Here is an 18,802-nt window from a genome sequence, read left to right as displayed (position 1 = left end):
CAAGTATGATTATTAAATGTGATAAGTGCAAAAAGACATTTGATTTTAATAATGAATCAATAAAAGAGAAATATCTAGGGGCAATGATTACTGAATGGTATTTTATTTGTCCTCATTGTGGACATAAGTATTTAGTTAGCTTATTTGACACTAAATCAAGGGTAATGTTAAGGCAAGTAGAGGAGTTTAGGAATAAAGGGATGCTTATTAAATCGGATAAGTTGTTAATGGAGAGAAAAGATCATATTCAAAAATTAAATCATGGTTAAGTTTTATAAGTCTATAAATAATAGGCTTATTTTTATTTAGGAGGAAGTTCATGAAACCAGTTAAAACAGAAAACACTAATTCAATTCTAAAGGCCCCAAAAGGTAGTAATGATGTAATAGATTTACCAATAACAAGATTGAATTATGGAGATGGGAGCAAAGCAGTAGAAAGTTGCTGGCAATTATCAGAAAAGGAACTTGAATTAGTTATGAAAACAGGAAAAATATATTTTGTTTGTATGGGTGTAACTCATCCACCTATATTGTTAAGCACTAAGTCACAATTAGAGTTGTAGATTTAATTAATTGGAATTTAGGAGGAAATTATATTTGAACGAAAACGGATATGTAGTAAATGTAGCATTAAAGGATATTGAACCAGTAAATAATTTGTTAAATGGATTAGCAAACTTAATAGATCAAATTGAAAATTCAACTTATAAAGATGAAGATGGAAAAGAACTAAAGGATAATCCAGTATATAATGAATTAATTGGGGTTATAAGTGGATTAAAAAATTATAAATAAGAGATAATTGGGGGTAATAATATTAAAGCTAATGTATTAGGAACTGAATATAAAATATTTTACAAAGAAGAATCTGAAGATAAATATTTAGATGGCCTTAATGGTTATACGAATCCATTAGTAAAGGAAATAGTTATAAGAAAAACTTTAGAAACTTGTAATGAAGAAGAATCAGAAATAGAACACAAGAGAATATTAAGACATGAATTAATTCACGCTTTTATATATGAAAGTGGATTAAATAATGAAAGCAAGTGGGCAAGGAATGAGGAAATGGTTGATTTTTTTGCACTTCAATTTGAAAAACTATATAACACTTTTATAAAAACTAAATCATTAGAAAGAATTTAAGTCTTAGAAATAAGGCTTTTTCTTTTCGTCTTTTTTTACTATGAAGCAGACGGTAAAGAACTTAATAGTACTCTAGATAACGAGGTCGTAACTCGCTAAAATAACGGAATTTAGAGATATGAAAGGATGATAATAATGGCAAATATAAAGGAAATAATAGGGGAAGAATTGTATAAGCAGCTTCCTGAAGATAAGAAAAAGGAATTTAAAGAAAAAGATTTAGAGGATATTTCTAATGGGGCTTATATTCCTAAGGAGCGTTTTAATCAAGTAAATGAACAGGCTAAGGAATATAAAAAGCAAGTTGGCGAAAGAAATACTCAAATTAAAGACTTAAAGGAAGAGTTTAAAGATGCAACAGGCTTAAAAGAGAAAGTTGAGGAGTTAGAAGCTGATAATACAAAAAAAGATAAAGAGTATGAAGCTAAGATAACTGAAATAACTATGAACAATGCTATTGAGAAAGCGTTAGGGGCATACAAATGTAAAAATACTAAGCTTGTTAAAGCTTTAATAGATGATGAAAAGCTAAAAGTTGATGGGGACTCAATAATAGGCCTTAAAGAGCAGATGGAAACAATCCAAAAAGAAAATGAATTCCTATTTGAAAAGGAAGTAGCAGGTTCTCCTGACTTTATATTAAATGACCATAGTAATGATAAAGGTAATGGTGGAGAAAAGAAATCATTTGGAGAAAAACTAGCAGATGAAAAGATTTCAGAAATGAAAAATTCAGAGAAGTTAGATGGATTCTTTAAATAATTAGGAGGAATAAAGAATGAAACAAAGTTCTTATACAGTTGGAACACAACAAAAGATAATTGAAGCAATAGCTAATGGATTAGAGTGGAATGTGAATATTAATGTAGATAAAAGTGTAGTAGAAAAAAAGCTGGTTAATGGTATATTGCCTACAGGTACATTAATTGCTAAGGATGGTTCAGTTGCAGCAGTTGTTGAAGGTAAATCGAATGCATATGGTGTTTTAGTTAATGACGTAGATTTTAATAACTCTAATGGAACTGAAATATTAGCGGTATGTATTCATGGATGTTTATCAAAGGCAATGATTAAAAAGTATTCAGGATATGATGTAGCAGATGTTGATCAAACAGCCTTAAATATGATTAAATTTTTAGATTAATAAGGAGGAGATAAATACATGGAATTAAAAGATTTTTTAAACAGTAAGGATATAGCTTTATATATTGAAAAGTTACCAGAAGAAACAACTTTAGATGCAGCACTGTTCCCAGATGATAAGCAATTGTCAATGGAATTAGAGCAAGCAAAAGGTGCTGATGGTAGAGTTAAGGCTCTAAGAATTTCAACATTTGATGTTGCTGCAAAAAAGAGAGCTCTAAATGCGGAAATTAACTTAGAAAAGTATGAAATGCCATTCTTCAAAGAATCTATAGGTATTAATGAAAAACAAAGAAGAGATATAATACAAGCTCAACAATCAGGAAATCAAAATTTAATTGAGTTTCTAATGAAGAAGGTTTTTAATAATTATGCAGATCTTGTTAATGGTGCATTGGTTCAATCAAGAAGAATGAGAGCGCAAGTTATTCAGAATGGTAAAGTAAACATTACTACAGCTGATGGTAATGTAGTTCTAGATTATGGAGTATCAAAAAAGCATAAAGAAACAATTACTGATGCTACTAAGAAATGGAATGTTGAAACCGCAGATATAATTGGAGACATTTTAAGATGGCAAAAAGTATTTGTTGATGAAGGAAAAACTAAGCCAACAAGATTAGTTATGACTGAAATTACATTCAATTCAACAGTATGTATAAATAAAGCTATTAAGGCAGATATGGCAAATCGATATATTGCAGCTAATGCTACAGATAGTTTAATTATTACTCAATCAGAATTTATTATTTATCTAAAAAATAGATTTGGTATAGAAGTAGGGTTTGTTAATGGACAATTCATAAATGAAACTGGTGAAGATACTGACTATTATGAAGACGGTAAAGTATCATTTATTCCAACTGGAACATTAGGGAAAACCATGTATTCAGTTACACCAGAGGAATATGATAAATCATTTGGTTCTACTAAATTAGATACATCAGTAGTTAAAACTGGTGTTGCAATTACAACAATGGTAAATGAAGACCCAGTAACTGTTGATACAAAAGTATCACAAATTGTATTACCTAGCTTTGATAGAGCAAATGAAGTATTTTTAGCCAAGGTATATTAGAGTGGATTTATTCCACTCTATTTATATTTTTAGAAGGTGGTATCATGAACGATTTAAATTTATTAAAAATACTATTGCAAGAAAAGAAATATCCTTATTTTTCAGATGAAGAGTTAACAACTTTGCTAGCTGCTAATAACAATAATGTTTATCTTACTGCATCTTCACTATGTGTAATGAAAGCTGATAATGACAAAGAGATAACTGTAGGACCTATAACAATTAAAGGGCCAGGAGCAGATTATTGGACTAATTTATCAACACAATATTCAGCAATAGCTTCTAGAACTAGTTCCAGTAATGGATCAACAACAAATGGTTATAAGTGCAGAATGAATAGGATGGATGATATATGATAGACAAAGAAGAGCTTAGGGAAAAGGTCAAAAAAGCAATAGAAGAGGGCATTCCTTACACTGCATTGGTTACTAGATCAGGGGAAGATAAGTATCATAAGAAGATTAATGATATTTCTGTGTGTACTTTAACTGGTATCAAGTATTTAAATGGTAAGAATAGAAGTCAAGTTAATATAACAATTGATAATGGTGGAGTAAATACAGATAATGAAACTATAAGATTTTTAGTTGATTGGAATGAAGAATCGGTTAAAGTAAAAAAAGGGGATATTATAAAAATACTAGGTGAAAGTTTTATTGTTAAATCTTTGGGGAATATGAATGAAATTTGTTTCGATATGCAATTAGAGGTTAAACTATGAGTGGTATAAAAATAGACATATCTCAATTAACAGAAAAATTTGCAAATATGGAGCAAAAGGCGGAAATAGGTAGCAGATTATTTGCTGAAAGTGCTAAAACTAAATTAATACAAGAGGCTAAAGATAATGCTCCATGGACAGATAGAACAGGATTATCTAGAAATACTATTGACGGGGAAGTTAGCAGTACTTTAACAATTACTAAAATAGAAATACGGGGGAATACACCGCAATTTAAATACTTAGAATTTTGCAATGAAAAGAAGTGGGCCATTCTTTGGCCGACAATTAATAAAAATATGAATATTGTACTTAATGGTTGGACTAAGTTTTTAGGAAAGTGATTTGGGTTAGTATGGATAAAAAATTATTTGACTATCTTTATGATAATGGAATTAATGTTTATTTTCCAGGTCAATATGAAGGTGAATGTAAAGAAAATTATGTTGTAATAAAAGATGATGGCATAAATAGCAATACTGGAAAAGTTGGAAGAGGGTTAATTGACCTTCTTTTTTTTGTACCAATTTCAGATTACTTAGAATGCAATAGATATAAAAAACAAGTAAAAGATCTCATGAAAGAATTTAAGGATTTAAGATATACGGGAAATGAAACAGGGATTGTACCTGATTCTGAGAAAAAGGCTTATACATTTTCAATAATGTATGAGAATCATAAAAGATTATAGAAGTTAGGAGCGATTAAGATATGGCAAATGTAGAAATGAAAGAAAAACCACTGGTAAATATAGCAAGAGTTGAAATTATAACAATTGAAACAACATCAAGGACAATGTATTTTGATACAGCAGATGAAGGTACTTATTCGGCAACAACAAGCGAAGGTGCTGAAACAATATTAAGAAGTAAAAACAGGATTGTAGCAACAAATAGAACTGAAGATATTCAGTATGGATCTGATATAACATTAAAGGATTTAATAATGTTACCAGATGTACTTTGTGTTGTTGATGGAGGAAAATTAGTTTATGACACAGTTGATACAACAAAAATAACTGGTTATAGGCCACCTGTATTAGGTGAAGTAGTTAAAAGAACTTTATTTACTACAAACATATATTGCGAAGAAAAAGGTACTGATGGAGAAATACTTGGATATTCAAAATTCTCTTTCCCAGTGTGTAAGGGGAAACCTGTAGATTTTAATTTTAAGGATGGCGAGTTTATGGCACCACAATACAAAATAGTGAGTAGACCTAAAAAGGGAGAAGCACCTTATGCACTTGACTTTATAGAAAAATTACCAACTTATACAGCAAGTACAACCAATACATCAAGTACAGCTAAATAAAGAAGTGAAAGGACGATAGTATGAACGAATTTAAAGTTACAAGTTTAGATGATATAAAGAAAATTGCAGAGGGAGAGATAGTGCCACTACAAGGGTTCTACAGAAAAGAACCTTTTGTAGTTAGATTAAAAAGACCTTCTCTATTAAGTTTAGCAGCAGGAAAGCAAATTCCTAATCAACTTTTAAATACAGCATATACGCTTTTTTATGGTAGTAATCAACCTGGGAAAAATGATAATAATATTGCTAACAATGCAGAGATATATAAGATAGTTGCAAAGTCTGCACTAGTAGAACCATCTTATGATGAATTAGAAAAGGCAGGAGTTAGTTTAACAGATACTCAATTAATTGAAATATGGCAATTCTCTCAGTTCGGGGTGACCGCACTAAATAACTTTCGTAAACTCTACGCAAGTAATGAGGATACTGAAAATAAGCAAAAAGTATAATAAAAGACCAAGCGAGATTTTAGGGATTACTAATGACCCTTATCTCGCTTTTTGTTTTGATGAAGCTTGTGAGTTTATTTTATCTATGAGGACTACAGAAATTGTTGAAGAGAATGGTAAAAGATATGTAGCTGAGAAATGGATTAAAGAACCTAATTGGATAGATAAGAAAATTCAGAAGCCTAAGAACAATATGGAGCTATTTAATCAAATGAAGAAGAATTTAGAGAAATTTAATAAAGGGGTGAAATAGATATGGACATTTCAGCAGGTGCTGTTGTAGCGTATCTAACCCTAGACCGTAGTAATTTTGCTAATGGATTAAAAAGTGCAGTAGGTGACTTAAAAACATTTGCGGATAGTACTAAAAGTGGAACTGAAAGAGTTAATGCATTAGGTTCTAGCATGTCAACAACAGGGGCAACGCTTACTAAAACTGTAACTACATCTTTAGTTGGAGTTGGAGCATTAGCAACTAAAACAGCTATTGATTTTGAGAGCGCATTTACTGGGGTAAGAAAAACTGTAAATGCTTCAGAGGAACAATTCGCTCAATTAGAAACAAGTATAAGGGATATGTCAAAATCCATGCCAGAGAGTGCTAGTGATATAGCTAAAGTTGCAGAATCAGCTGGACAATTAGGAATTAAGACCGAAAACATTGAAGGGTTTACAAAGTCTATGGTTATGCTTGGAGATACAACTAATTTGAGTAGTGACCAGGCAGCAACTTCCTTAGCAAGATTAGCAAATATTACAGGAATGCCACAAGAAAACTTTCAACGGTTAGGTAGTTCCATAGTTGAACTTGGTAATAACATGGCAACTACTGAATCAGATATCACCGAAATGAGCCTTCGTTTAGCTGGAGCAGGACATCAAGTTGGAATGAGCGAAGCACAAATAGTTGGTTTAGCTGGTGCATTAAGTTCCGTGGGAATTGAAGCAGAAGCCGGAGGTAGTGCATTTAGTAAAGTAATGGTATCTATGCAATTAGCAAGTGAAACAGGAAGCAAAGCAAATGAAACAATAGCTAAGACAGGTAAAAGTCTTAGAGAACTTCAAATGATGGCTGATGCTGATGGAAAAGGGTTTAAATCATTAGCACAGAGTATGGGAATGACTAGTGATGAACTTAAAAATTTAATGAGTAATTCAGCAAATTTGGAGGCATTTAGCAAGGTTACTGGTAAAACAGCAGACCAATTTAGTCAATCGTTTAAAAAAGATGCTACAGGCGCATTGTTAGAGTTTATAACTGGACTTCAAAACTGCCAAAAGAATGGTACTAGTGCAATAGCTGTATTAGATGGAATGGGAATAACAGAAGTTAGAATGAGAGATGCACTTTTAAGAGCTAGTGGTGCAGGAGATAAGTTTTCTAAGTCTATACAATTAAGTACTAATGCCTGGGAGAAGAATACTGCGTTAACAAAAGAAGCTGAAACAAGATACGGAACTACTGCTAGCCAAATGGCAATTATGAAAAATAAATTAGCTGATTTAGGTATTACTGTAGGTAAAATAATCCTACCGGCATTTAATGATTTGATTGATAAGGTTAGTGGTGTTGCAACATGGTTTGGTAATCTTGATGAAGGAACACAGAAAAGTATTATCAAGTTTGGGGCATTAGCAGCTGCAACAGGACCAGTACTTATTATACTTGGAAAAGCAGGAAAACTATTATCATCAATTTGGGGAATAGGTTCTAAATTAGTTAGTATTCCTTCAATTTTTACTAAATTAAATACTGAAGGTACTGCAAGTGGGAAAGTGTTAGGTAGTTTATTTAGTGCATTTAAGAAAACAGAAACAGCAACAACAGGAGCTGCTAGTGCAGTAAAAGGAATGATAACTCCAGTAGGTATGGCTAGTGCAAGTATAGGAGAACTTGGACTTGTAGCAAGGGCTACATCTTTACTATTTAGTCCATGGACTATAGGATTAGCAGCCGCGGGAGTTGCAGCTTATGCTTATCATTCATCTCAAAAAGTTCTTAATGGGACCATATTAGATACAAAAGACAATATGTCATTAATGGAAAAGGGTATGGCCAGTCTTATGGGGGTACAAAAATATAGCCGAACAGAACTTGAAAAGATGGGTTATGTGTATGCTAACTGGAATAGTGGAGTATCTAAAGAAACTGGGAAAGCATTAGATGATTTGGCAAGTAAATTTAGAGATCTGAATTTAAAAATTAGTGAAGTTAGAATGGATAAAGTTATTTCAGACGGTGAAGCAGCTACAATTACTAATAAGACCAATCAGTTATTTGATAGTGTAATACAAACAATAAAGAGTAGAAGTGATGAAACTAATTCGACATTAAAAAATACATTTAACTATGATGGAATAATCGATGAAAAAGAGCAAAATGTAATTAACATTTTAAGTAAAGGTGCCAATGAGGAAATTAGTAAAATTACAGATGGAAAAGCAAAAATAAATGAAATTTTAAAAAAAGCAGCAGGTGAACATAGAGATCTTACTACCCTAGAATACGCTGAAATAAGTAGAATTATACAACAAGCTGAAAATGGAGCATTGGATGTAATTGCTAAAAGTGAAGACGAAAAACTAAATGCAAAAGCAACATTTTTAGCTAAAGCTAAGAACTTAGATTTACAAGGTATGTCTGACTTAGTAAAAGAAAGAGCTCAAAGTAGAGATGATGAGTTAGCTAAACTAGATGAATTTTATGATACTAGTATAGCTAAATTAAAATTATCACTGGATGGAAAATCTACTGAAGAACAAAAAGCTATAAATGATGAAATTGGTAAGTTACAGATGGAGAAGGATCATAGAGTTCAAATTCAAAAGGATACTTTTACAGACATAATTAAATTGTTGCAAGAAAAATATCCTGAACTTGCAAGCGAAATAAATCAATACACAGGGGAAATTTTATCTGAGGCGGATAAAAAAGCTCAAGAGGAATTAAATCTTACTAAAGAAAAATATACAACTATGGATCAGATAACTGCTACAGGATACCATTTAGTTCGTAACAACATAACTGGAGCATTAGAAGGAATATATACTGTTGTTGATCAAAGTACAGGAAAAATTGTTGGATGTTGGAATCAAACTACTGGAGAAGTAAGTGGATACACCGCTGAACAAGCTCAAAAATGTGGTGAACTTGGAATGGAATATGTTGCTATGAAGGATGTTATTAGTCAGGCGTTGCAGTTACAAGTAGGAGCAACAATCAATGCTAATAATGAGCTTGTAAATAGTAATGGTACAGTTGTTGGAAGTCTAAGAGATATTACTAATAACAGTAATGGCACAAGAGATGCTTTAATAGATTTAAATGGAAGACAGTATATTGTTCATGTTGATAGTAATGGAGCAGTAAGTGCTATCCGAAGTGTAAAGGGAGAAATGGAAAGCCTGCATGATAAAGTTATAAATGTACAAGTAAATTGGAATTCAAACGGAAGTACTACTAGAGCAGGAACAGAGGGTTATACAGGAGCTACAGAATATGCAACTGGAACAACAAATGCTTTAAATGGGCAAGCAACAGTTGCAGAAAATGGACCTGAATTAATTGTATCTAAGTCTGGATTTATGAATTTAGCTACTCAAAGGCAATCAGTTAACTTAGAAGGTGGAGAACGTGTTTATAATGCAACACAAACTAAAGCTATTTTAGAAAAGATGAATAGCAAGGAACAATCTTCGAGTTCTAATTCCAATATGGATAATATAAACATTATTATTTCTAAGTTGGATAAGATAGCAAATGTCTTTGAAACTTTATTAAATACAGATGTTAAAGGTGAGATTGTAGGAAAAGCAGTTTTAGAAGGCGAAGAAGTAGGAGAAATACTTTATCCTTTTGTAGCTAATAAGCTTGCAATGTCAGCCATTGAAAGGAGATGATAGAGTATGTATATAAATGGTATAAGAATAGATCCTAATATTGAAGAGATAGAAAGAATTATTAATCATGCAGATAAGGTTAATGAAGTTGATAATACTTCAAAAAACTTGAATCCTTACAGTGATACAGATAGTTATAATCTTGGAACTATTCAATTAACGTTAGGATTTAATGCAAAAACAAATAGTGAATTACAAAAACTTATAGGTAGTTTAATTTTATCCTTATCAAACTCTACATTAAAATTTGATGATTTGGATAATATGAATTTTTATACTGCATATAGTGAAAAGAAAATAGTAAATGATGCGATGGAAAATGACTTAACTGATGGATGGTACGAAACTATTAGCTTTAATTTAACTATTTTATCTATTTATGAGGAGGAAATAATACACAATACAAGGAATGAAACAAGTACTGCAATAACATTAAACTCAAGTTGCGATACACCTTGCATAATAGAAGTTACTCCAATGATAGATATGATAGATATTAGGATTGAAGGATTAAGTATAGATCCAATAATTATTAATGGATTAGAACTCAGTAAAACAATAATTGTAGATGGAGAAAACAGAAAAGTAACCTTGAATGGTGCAAATGTATTTTCTAAAACAGATATGTGGCAATATCCTAAATTGGTACCAGGAGTTAATGACATAAAGTTCAGTCGAGAAAAATGTAATATCAATATAAGATATAAACCTAAATATATTTAATATTAGTCTAAAGAACTTGCACGTTGTAGGTTCTTTTTTTGTAAATTAAAATAAGGAAGGATGAAAAATATGTTAGATACACAAAAAAGTATAACTTTAAAAGGCTATAGCAAAATAGCAGGAACTCAAGCTGTATATATGGAGGCAAGTATTGCGACAGCGTACGATGGAGGAATGCAAACACCAGGGATATCTACAGTAATTACTGACCAAGTTACATATACTGCGAATAAAATCGAATGTAGAAAAGATATAGCAGCTTTTACAGATGCAGTTTATGTTATACAAGATGAAGTTATGGGAGGTACTAATACTAGTGATAAAAGTAAGTAATGAGAAGTTAGTTAATAGTATAGAAGTATTAGGCAGCTTATTAAATGAAAAGCTACCTATAGTTATAGCATATGCACTAAATAAAAATATAGATAAGATAAATAGTGAACTAAAGATTTATAATACTACAAGAGAAAAATTAATTGATGAGTGTGCTGAGAAAGAAGATGGAAAGCCAAAGATAGAAAACGGAAACTTTGTTATAAAAGCAGACTATCTAGAAAAATGGAATCAAGAAATGTCTAACATATTAGCAATAGAAAATGAGTTAGAATTGAAAGAAATTGAACTATCTAAGCTTGAAAAATCTAGTGTGGATATCACACCTATAGAACTTATGAAAATTGACTATATGATAAAGGAATGAGACTTGTTTAAGTAGGTGATTATATGCAGCAAGACTTAGGAATGCAAGTTTTTACAAAGGAAAAAGTTAAAATAGGCCTTTTAGATATAGATAAAGCAGATGATTTAAGATTAGAAAAAAGTAAAAATGGAGATATGAAACTTATCTTTAGGTATCCAATAAAAAATACATTAGAGGAACTAGAGCTAGAAGGGTACTTAAAGACTAAAGAGCAGGAATATGTTATACAGCAAAGGAACAAAAGGAAAAAGTATTATGAAATTTATGCTTATCTTAATCTAGAAGAATTAGAAGGAAAACCTTGGGATAGGTTTGAAACTGTAGAGCAGACAATTAAAGATTCTTTAACTTTAGCTATAGCTGGCACAGGATATGTAATAGGTTCATGTGATGTTACAAAAAAAAGGACAATAAGACTTACTAATACTTCAAGTTTGGATATAATAAATGAAGCGATTAAGACATATAGGTGTTTCATCGAGTATGATACAATAAACAAAAAAATTAATATTTATGAAAATATAGGCTCCGATAAAGGGGTCTATTTTCATAATGAATTGAATTTGATTGATCTTAGCTCACAAGATTCAACATTAGAATATTTTACAAGGCTTATACCCTACGGAAAAGATGGTTTAACAATAGAAAGTATAACTGGTGGTAAAAACTACTTAGAAAATTATCAGTACTCAAAAAAAGTTAAAACTCAGATTTGGAAAGATGAAAGATATACTATTGTTGAAAATTTAAAAGAGGATGCAGGGTATAAACTTTCAGAATTATCAAAACCATATAAAGCTTATCAAGTTAGCATAAGAGATTTAGCTAAGAAATATCAAGAGTATTCATTTTTAAGTTATGGGATTGGTGATATTGTAACTATTATTGATATTGAATCAAAAACAAAAGATAAGCAAAAAGTTATTAAAATTGTTGAGTATTTAAAAGATGCTTCTAAAAACACAGTTGAATTAGCTAATACTTACTTAGATTTTGCAGAGATACAACAAGAATATCAAAGTGTGGCTGATACAGTTAATAATATTACTAGTGACAATGGGACAATTAGTGAAGCTGCTATTAAAAATGTAGTTGATAAATTAACAGCAAATAAAATAGATGTAAATTCTTTTAATGCAGTAACCGCAAGAATAGGTGCTTTAGAAGTCACTACAGTAAAAGCAACTGAATTCATAGCATATAAAGCAAATATTGATAATTTATTTGCTAAAAAAGCAGACATAGATGTATTAAATGCTGGGATTGAACGAGTAGTTATTTTAGAGGGCAAAGTAGCAGATATAAAAACTATATTAGCTGGACATATTACTGTTGATATGTTAGAAGCGAATACAATAAAAGCTGGTTCTGGAGTAATCGCAGATGGGGCTATTGGAAATGCACAAATTAGCTCTTTAGATGTTAATAAGTTGAATGCAGGTACAATAGACACTACCAAAATAAGTCTTGCTGGTGCAAATAGTAGACTTGTTTTAAAGGGAAATAGGTTACAAATATTTGGGCAAAAGTCTGATTCTACTCTATTTGAAAAGATTGTTATAGGAGATATTGATAACAATGGTACCAAGTTTGGTATAAGGGTTAGAGCAGATGATGGTAAGACCGGATTATTTGATGAAAATGGTTTTACTAAAGAAGGTTTTACAGATGGATACAATAAGTTAGACAATGATTCCCTAGATCCTAGTAAAATAGATATAGCAAAAGTTGTAACTAGAATAAATAATGGAACTACAACAATACAAAGTTCAAAGATTCTTATGAATAATACAAGTTTAGATGTACAGTTTAAAACTTTAAGTGATAATGTGAGTAATATTCAAGTTGGTGGTAGAAATCTAGTTTTAAATGGTGGATTCGAGACTGGAGATTTGAGCGGTGGTTGGCAATTTTCAGAATGGAGAAATGCTGGAAATACAAAACTTAGAATGCTTACATTAAGTGAAAACGCTGATGTTATAGGAAATTATACTCCAAACATTCATGTAAAAGAGAGTAATGAGGCATTGGTATGTGGTGGTATGTTACGTACAACTACTTATATAAAAGTAAAACCAAATTCAAAATACACTTTAAGCTATTATAGGCAGGTACAGAATTGTTCAGTTTCTCATGAACATAACTTTATAGATAACAATGGTAAAAATTTAGGCGCTATTCTTTTATATGGTACTACTACTGTAGAAGATGAAGCTAATAGACTACGCAAAGGGAATGCTGTTGACTATGTTAATGGCTATGATGGAACTTGGAAGAAGGTTGTAGTACACTTTATTCCACCTAATAATTGCACGCAGGTGGAATTGAGATTTGTTTTAGGAAACTCAAACGGTGGAAATAATTGCGATTTTGTTGTAGATAATATTAAGATGGAAGAAGGTACAGTTGCAACTGCATGGACACCAGCTCCAGAGGATTTACAAGCACAGATAGATACACATACAACTGAAATAACAGCTAATGAAAAAGCAATTGGGTTAAAGTTAGATACACAAATTTATACTTCAAAAATGATAGCTTTAGATGGTAGTTTAAGCACTTTTCAGGATAATTTAAAAAAGACTACTAGTTCAATAACTGCATTGCAAGAATCAATAACAAGTAAAGTTTCAATGTTCGATGTTACAGATGTTTTGTATAAACAAAATATAGCTCTTTCTTTTAAGGATGTAGTCAATGGGATATTTGATGGTAATAATTTTACTAAAAATACTGGTGGTATTGCCTGGAATAGTGGCTTTGCAAGTATTAATACATTAAGCAATGGTGAGTATGTAGAATTTACAGTTGCTAAGTTAAGTACACATGTAATGGTTGGACTTAGTACTACTAATAAAGATGCAAATTATAATACTATAGATTACGCTATATACCAAACTTATCAGACAGCTAACAATGTTACTACGCAAATGGTGCAGGTATACGAGAAAGGTGTTATTAAAGGAACTTTTGGTAATATTGAGATAGGTGATAAATTAAGAGTTTCTATTGAAAGTAATAAAATTTTATATTACAAAAATGGAGAGTTGTTTTATACAAGTTTAATTGCACCAACTTTGCCAATGATTATCGATGCTTCATTCTATGAACAAAGTTCTGGAATCAGGAATATAAGAATAGGAACAACTCTAAGTGGTATAACTACTCGAATAACAAGTGCAGAAAGTAGCATAACTCAACTTAAAGATTCAATAAAATTAAAAGTTGAAAAGACTGATATCACTAATGCGATTAACAATATTACCATTGGTGGAAGAAATCTAATAAGAAATTCTGCTTTTACAGAGTCTTATAATTTTTGGATTAGTAATGGTTTTAGCTATATAGAATTTGATGGCTTAATATTTAACAAACATAAGACAATGGTTATACATTCAGTATCATCTGGATTTGATGGAACGAGGTCTACGTATGATATTCCTTATAAAAACAATACTAATTATACGGTAAGTTTATGGGTTTATAGAGATAGTACTTCTAGTTGGGGAGATTTAGTAAGACCATTTAGAGTTTATTTTCCAGAGTATAATGGTTCTACATTGATTGATTATAGAAATTATATTACAATTACTTCTGCAAATCTTCCAGATAAAACATGGACTAAATTTACGGCGACATTTAAAACAAGTAGCGTAGGAACAAAATTTAGTGCTATGTGTTTAGATTTTGCTTCTGGAACTGGGAAAACTGCAATATGGGTAGCTGATATTAAATTTGAAGAAGGTATAGTTGCTACTGCGTGGACCCCATCTTTAGAAGATAATCAATCCGAAATAGATGACACTAAATCTAAAGTTAATACAGTATATTCTCAACTTCAAATAGATTCAGACGGAATAAGTCAGGTTGTTAGTAAAATAACGAAAGATACAAGTAATAATACTACTAGATTAAACTCATTAGAGCAAAGCATAACTGCATCGGCTATAACAACTACAATTACAAGTGGAATCGATAATGGTACTGCAAGTATTAAAACAACACAATTTGTCATGGATAATGATGGATTAACAATAAAAAATGGCGCTTTTAATATTTTAAACCGTAAGGGAGTTAATATTTTTAATGTTGATTATAGTGGAAATATTAATACAAGAGGAAATTTTTATAATTACGACTATAATAATGTTTTAAGAGCGTCATTGACTAATAAAAAATTAAATATTTACAATGAAACTGGTGGATATATCGGAGGGTTAGGAAGCAATGAATATTTAAATGATAGTAATATTAAGGGATTAACATTAGATCTTGACATGGCTGGGAAATATATATCATTTGCTGTTAGAAGTTCATCAAGTTCTAGTACGTATGATACTGTATTAAGCTATCATAGAGCGGGAAGTTTTGAAGCTGAAGGTTTAAATGCTGGTGCAAGTTTGAATATGAATAATTGGAATATAAATAATACAGGTAATCTTATTGAATCGAATTACATTAGAGCTATGAATTATATATCCAATGGAAAATATGTTCAAGTTGTAGTAAACAGAACTCAGAGTGCTCAATTTTTGAAGGGAATAACTGTTTGGGATTCTGATGGAAGGCTAAAGAAGAATATAGATATAAGTAATGTTAGTGGAATTGATGAAGTGATGAAATTCAAGCATAGATCATTCGATTGGAAAGAGACCAATATACACCAAGAAATAGGATATATCGCTCAAGAAATGGAGTCGATTAATTCTAACTACGTGCTAAAAGTAAGACAACCAAATGGAATTGATACTTATCAAATTAAGCCGGAAAATATAATTCCTGTTCTATCTAAAGCAATCCAGGAACTTAAAAAGGAAAATGATTATATGAGAATCTTGATTGAAGATCTTTATAATTATTTAAAGCTACAAAAAAAGGAACAAGTTTTAGATGTTGACTTAAAAGAAGTTATTCAGCAATATGAGGAATGTATATTTAGAGATGTAATAGAAAATCCAAAGCCTGAAAAGTTACAGTATAAATTTATTCATAAATAATTTGATTAGAAAACCGAAACACCAATGCAGGTGTTTTTTTATTGCTCTAAAGAAAGAAGGTAAAGGGAAAATGGAAAAGATGATAGTTGGAGTTAAGGCTGCAATAGCTAGTATAGGAGCATTCCTAAGCGCTAAGCTTGGATTGTTATATATAATATTGCCACTTCTTATGGCGGTTATGATAATTGACTATTTAACAGGTATGTTGTCAGCTAAAAAAGAAGGGAAAACTAATAGTAAAACTGGTATGTGGGGAATAGTTAAAAAGCTGCTTTATGGTGTAGAGGTTGCAACGGCTATGATTGTAGATTGGACAATAATTAATGTTGCTACCAACTTAGGATTTAATATACCCACTGTAACGTTTTTTGGGTTGCTAATAACTATATGGCTAATAATTAATGAACTAATATCAATATTAGAAAATTTAACAAGATTGGAGGTGCCAATGCCCGCGTTTTTGCTTAAAGTTGTATCTAATTTTAAAGTGGTAGTTGAATCTAGTGGCGATAATTTAGCAAATAAAATAAAGAATGAAAAAGAGTAGTTTTAAGATACTGAGACTACTCTTTTTTAATACAAAAAAGAAAGAAGGAACGTTAAATGTTAACAATTGATTTGAAAGCAAGAATGAAAAATAAAGCGTTTTGGGTGGCTTTAATTAGTGCCATTGTATTACTTATTCAACAACTTGGATTAAAGGATTTAATTCCTGGCAACTATGGAGATATAGTAAATAGTGTATTGACTATATTAGTTATGCTAGGGGTAGTCGTAGATACAAGTACAAGTGGAATTTCTGATAAGAAAGTTACACTTAATGCTAAGCAGGATGATATTAAGGTACCTGGTCCAAATATATCAACCAATAATACTATAGATGTATTAACTCAAGGAAATAAAGTTGAAGATAATATTGAAATTTCTACTCCAGAAAAAACAGTTGAAACAACACAAAATACTGATGTTGATACTAATACTTTGCTAAAAGAGAATGCAGATTTAAAAGCAAAGTTAGAACAAATTAATAGCGCGCTGAATCCAGTTCAGGGGTAGTCTTTATGGCTGCTCTTTTATTTTATTTTAATTTATTAAATGGAAGGAAAGGTGAGTAATATGAAAATTAAAGGAATTGACGTATCTAGTCATAATGGAACAATTGATTTTGAATCAGTAAAAAATAGTGGAGTTGAGGTTGTAATAATAAAAGCAACAGAGGGCGTAGATTTTGTAGATGATTTATTATCACAACATTACAATGGAGCTAATGGGGTTATACCACATATAGGGTTTTATCACTTTATGAGTGAAAAAACAGATCCTAGTCAGCAGGCAGAAGATTTTTATAATGCAATTAAAGGAAAAAATTATGATGTTAAACCTTGTTTAGATATAGAGGTTAACAATTATGGGCGTTCAGCATCTGAAATAACCGATAGATGTTTAGCGTTTATTAATAGATTTAGAGAACTAAGTGGACAAGAAGTTATAATCTACACAGGAGGATATTTCGGCAGAGATAATTTAGACAGTAGAGTAAAATGTTACGGTGGATGGATAGCACATTATGGAGTTGATTCTCCGATGGAAACAGGTTTTCCGTTAGTGGGACATCAATATACTGAGAGTGGAAGCCTTTCGGGCATTGATGGCAACGTGGATATAAACAACTTCTATGAAGGAATATTCTTAGGTTCTAGTTATTCAGGGGATATTTCCGGAAACAATAATTCGGAGGAAAGCCTTGTTGATAAAGCTAGAGAATTTGTAGGTTCAAGATGTTCAGAACTCCAACAACTACTAATAAACAAAGGTTATGATTGTGGAGGTTGTGGCGCTGATGGTAAGTTTGGTCAAGGTACTTATAATTCATTAATTCAGTTTCAAAAAGATAATGGATTAGTTGCTGACGGATTAGCTGGTGAGCAAACATTCAATGCCTTATACAATAATTCCAATGGGGATGATTGGGTTAGAAGGTTACAACAAGAATGTAACAGCCAAAGATTTAGCAATCAAATTGTAGATGGAATTGCTGGAGAAAATACACTTAATGGATGCCCTACCATTAGACAAGGAGCTAGCGGAAATATAACAAGATTATTGCAAGAGAAATTAAATAACTTGGGATATGATACTAATGGAGCTGATGGAATTTTTGGAACTGGAACTTATAATGCAGTGCTTAATTTTCAAAGAGACCATCAATTAGGTGCAGATGGAATAGTGGGAGAAAATACCTGGCGTGAATTATTAGAAATGTAGTATACTAAGAATGAAATAAATAATAAAACAGTTAACCAAAAGAGGGTAGAGTTGAATTAATTTTCTTCTCTACCTTCTTTTTTTGTTTTCAATAAAATAACTAGTAAATTATTCAGGATTTAGAAGACATTTCTCTATAGCATCTTTTTGCTTTTTAAGTTGTAAATATAAATTATTTTTTGAAGAATACTCATTCTGAATAATAGAGCATATTGGAATAGCGATAGTTCCAGGAACTGGTTCAGGGTCAACACAATTATCAACTTGTTTCTTTAAATCAGAAATAATAGGATCAATTTTCTTAAAAATATTATCAAATTCTTTAGTGCATTCACTGAGCATTACATTTCTTTCTGAATCT

General features: G+C 31.1%; 22 protein-coding genes. 21 read left to right on the top strand and 1 reads right to left on the bottom strand.

Annotation, left to right across the window (positions count from 1 at the left end):
- Positions 1-5 precede the first annotated feature (5 nt).
- From FAY47_RS00110 to FAY47_RS00005, 21 genes are all read left to right on the top strand, one after another.
- On the top strand, positions 6-269 hold the full coding sequence (locus FAY47_RS00110; RefSeq protein WP_143314213.1) for a hypothetical protein: 264 nt from the start codon (positions 6-8) through the stop codon (positions 267-269).
- Between the two features lie 50 nt (positions 270-319).
- Positions 320-565, top strand: a complete 246-nt coding sequence (locus tag FAY47_RS00105; protein ID WP_143314211.1) for a hypothetical protein — start codon at positions 320-322, stop codon at positions 563-565.
- A gap of 34 nt (positions 566-599) precedes the next feature.
- Complete coding sequence (locus FAY47_RS00100) at positions 600-797, top strand: hypothetical protein (RefSeq protein WP_143314209.1); 198 nt, start codon at positions 600-602, stop codon at positions 795-797.
- A gap of 486 nt (positions 798-1,283) precedes the next feature.
- On the top strand, positions 1,284-1,910 hold the full coding sequence (locus tag FAY47_RS00090) for a phage scaffolding protein (protein ID WP_143314207.1): 627 nt from the start codon (positions 1,284-1,286) through the stop codon (positions 1,908-1,910).
- Positions 1,911-1,926: 16 nt separating this feature from the next.
- Positions 1,927-2,292, top strand: coding sequence for a hypothetical protein (locus FAY47_RS00085; protein ID WP_143314205.1), 366 nt, complete (start codon positions 1,927-1,929; stop codon positions 2,290-2,292).
- 18 nt (positions 2,293-2,310) lie between these two features.
- Positions 2,311-3,369 (top strand): major capsid protein, encoded by a 1,059-nt coding sequence (locus FAY47_RS00080; RefSeq protein WP_143314203.1) that lies wholly within the window; start codon positions 2,311-2,313, stop codon positions 3,367-3,369.
- 44 nt (positions 3,370-3,413) lie between these two features.
- Positions 3,414-3,725 carry a hypothetical protein gene (locus FAY47_RS00075; protein ID WP_143314201.1) on the top strand — a complete coding sequence of 104 codons (312 nt, stop codon included), beginning with the start codon at positions 3,414-3,416 and terminating at the stop codon, positions 3,723-3,725.
- A complete protein-coding gene (locus tag FAY47_RS00070) occupies positions 3,722-4,090 on the top strand; it encodes a hypothetical protein (protein ID WP_143314199.1) in 369 nt (122 codons plus the stop codon). The genes FAY47_RS00075 and FAY47_RS00070 overlap by 4 nt, the downstream gene beginning before the upstream one ends.
- Positions 4,087-4,434: a hypothetical protein gene (locus FAY47_RS00065; RefSeq protein ID WP_143314197.1), complete on the top strand. Its 348-nt coding sequence runs from the start codon at positions 4,087-4,089 to the stop codon at positions 4,432-4,434. Before FAY47_RS00070 ends, FAY47_RS00065 begins: the two co-directional genes overlap by 4 nt.
- Positions 4,435-4,445: 11 nt before the next feature.
- Positions 4,446-4,781, top strand: coding sequence for a hypothetical protein (locus FAY47_RS00060; protein ID WP_143314196.1), 336 nt, complete (start codon positions 4,446-4,448; stop codon positions 4,779-4,781).
- A gap of 20 nt (positions 4,782-4,801) precedes the next feature.
- Entirely contained in the window at positions 4,802-5,404 is a 603-nt protein-coding gene (locus FAY47_RS00055; RefSeq protein WP_207706202.1) for a hypothetical protein, read from the top strand.
- A gap of 20 nt (positions 5,405-5,424) precedes the next feature.
- Entirely contained in the window at positions 5,425-5,856 is a 432-nt protein-coding gene (locus tag FAY47_RS00050) for a hypothetical protein (RefSeq protein WP_143314194.1), read from the top strand.
- Between the two features lie 85 nt (positions 5,857-5,941).
- Positions 5,942-6,109, top strand: coding sequence for a hypothetical protein (locus FAY47_RS20730; RefSeq protein WP_243129480.1), 168 nt, complete (start codon positions 5,942-5,944; stop codon positions 6,107-6,109).
- Between the two features lie 2 nt (positions 6,110-6,111).
- A complete protein-coding gene (locus FAY47_RS00040; protein ID WP_243129479.1) occupies positions 6,112-9,756 on the top strand; it encodes a phage tail tape measure protein in 3,645 nt (1,214 codons plus the stop codon).
- Between the two features lie 6 nt (positions 9,757-9,762).
- A complete protein-coding gene (locus FAY47_RS00035) occupies positions 9,763-10,479 on the top strand; it encodes a phage tail family protein (protein WP_143314190.1) in 717 nt (238 codons plus the stop codon).
- A gap of 69 nt (positions 10,480-10,548) precedes the next feature.
- A complete protein-coding gene (locus FAY47_RS00030) occupies positions 10,549-10,812 on the top strand; it encodes a hypothetical protein (RefSeq protein WP_143314188.1) in 264 nt (87 codons plus the stop codon).
- Positions 10,796-11,179 carry a hypothetical protein gene (locus FAY47_RS00025; RefSeq protein ID WP_143314187.1) on the top strand — a complete coding sequence of 128 codons (384 nt, stop codon included), beginning with the start codon at positions 10,796-10,798 and terminating at the stop codon, positions 11,177-11,179. The genes FAY47_RS00030 and FAY47_RS00025 overlap by 17 nt, the downstream gene beginning before the upstream one ends.
- Positions 11,180-11,202: 23 nt before the next feature.
- Complete coding sequence (locus FAY47_RS00020) at positions 11,203-16,176, top strand: phage tail spike protein (protein WP_143314186.1); 4,974 nt, start codon at positions 11,203-11,205, stop codon at positions 16,174-16,176.
- A gap of 70 nt (positions 16,177-16,246) precedes the next feature.
- Complete coding sequence (locus tag FAY47_RS00015) at positions 16,247-16,723, top strand: phage holin family protein (RefSeq protein ID WP_143314184.1); 477 nt, start codon at positions 16,247-16,249, stop codon at positions 16,721-16,723.
- A gap of 56 nt (positions 16,724-16,779) precedes the next feature.
- Entirely contained in the window at positions 16,780-17,232 is a 453-nt protein-coding gene (locus tag FAY47_RS00010; protein ID WP_143314182.1) for a phage holin, read from the top strand.
- Positions 17,233-17,292: 60 nt separating this feature from the next.
- Entirely contained in the window at positions 17,293-18,441 is a 1,149-nt protein-coding gene (locus FAY47_RS00005) for a GH25 family lysozyme (RefSeq protein ID WP_243129478.1), read from the top strand.
- A 108-nt stretch (positions 18,442-18,549) separates the two neighbouring features.
- Here the strand turns inward: FAY47_RS00005 and FAY47_RS20040 are convergent.
- A partial coding sequence (locus tag FAY47_RS20040) for a hypothetical protein (protein WP_185966657.1) occupies positions 18,550-18,802 on the bottom strand: 253 nt, incomplete at its 5' end.

It is taken from the genome of Clostridium sp. HBUAS56017, assembly GCF_007115085.1.
Lineage (GTDB): Bacteria > Bacillota > Clostridia > Clostridiales > Clostridiaceae > Clostridium > Clostridium cibarium.
This window is presented reverse-complemented; position numbering and strand designations above follow the sequence as displayed.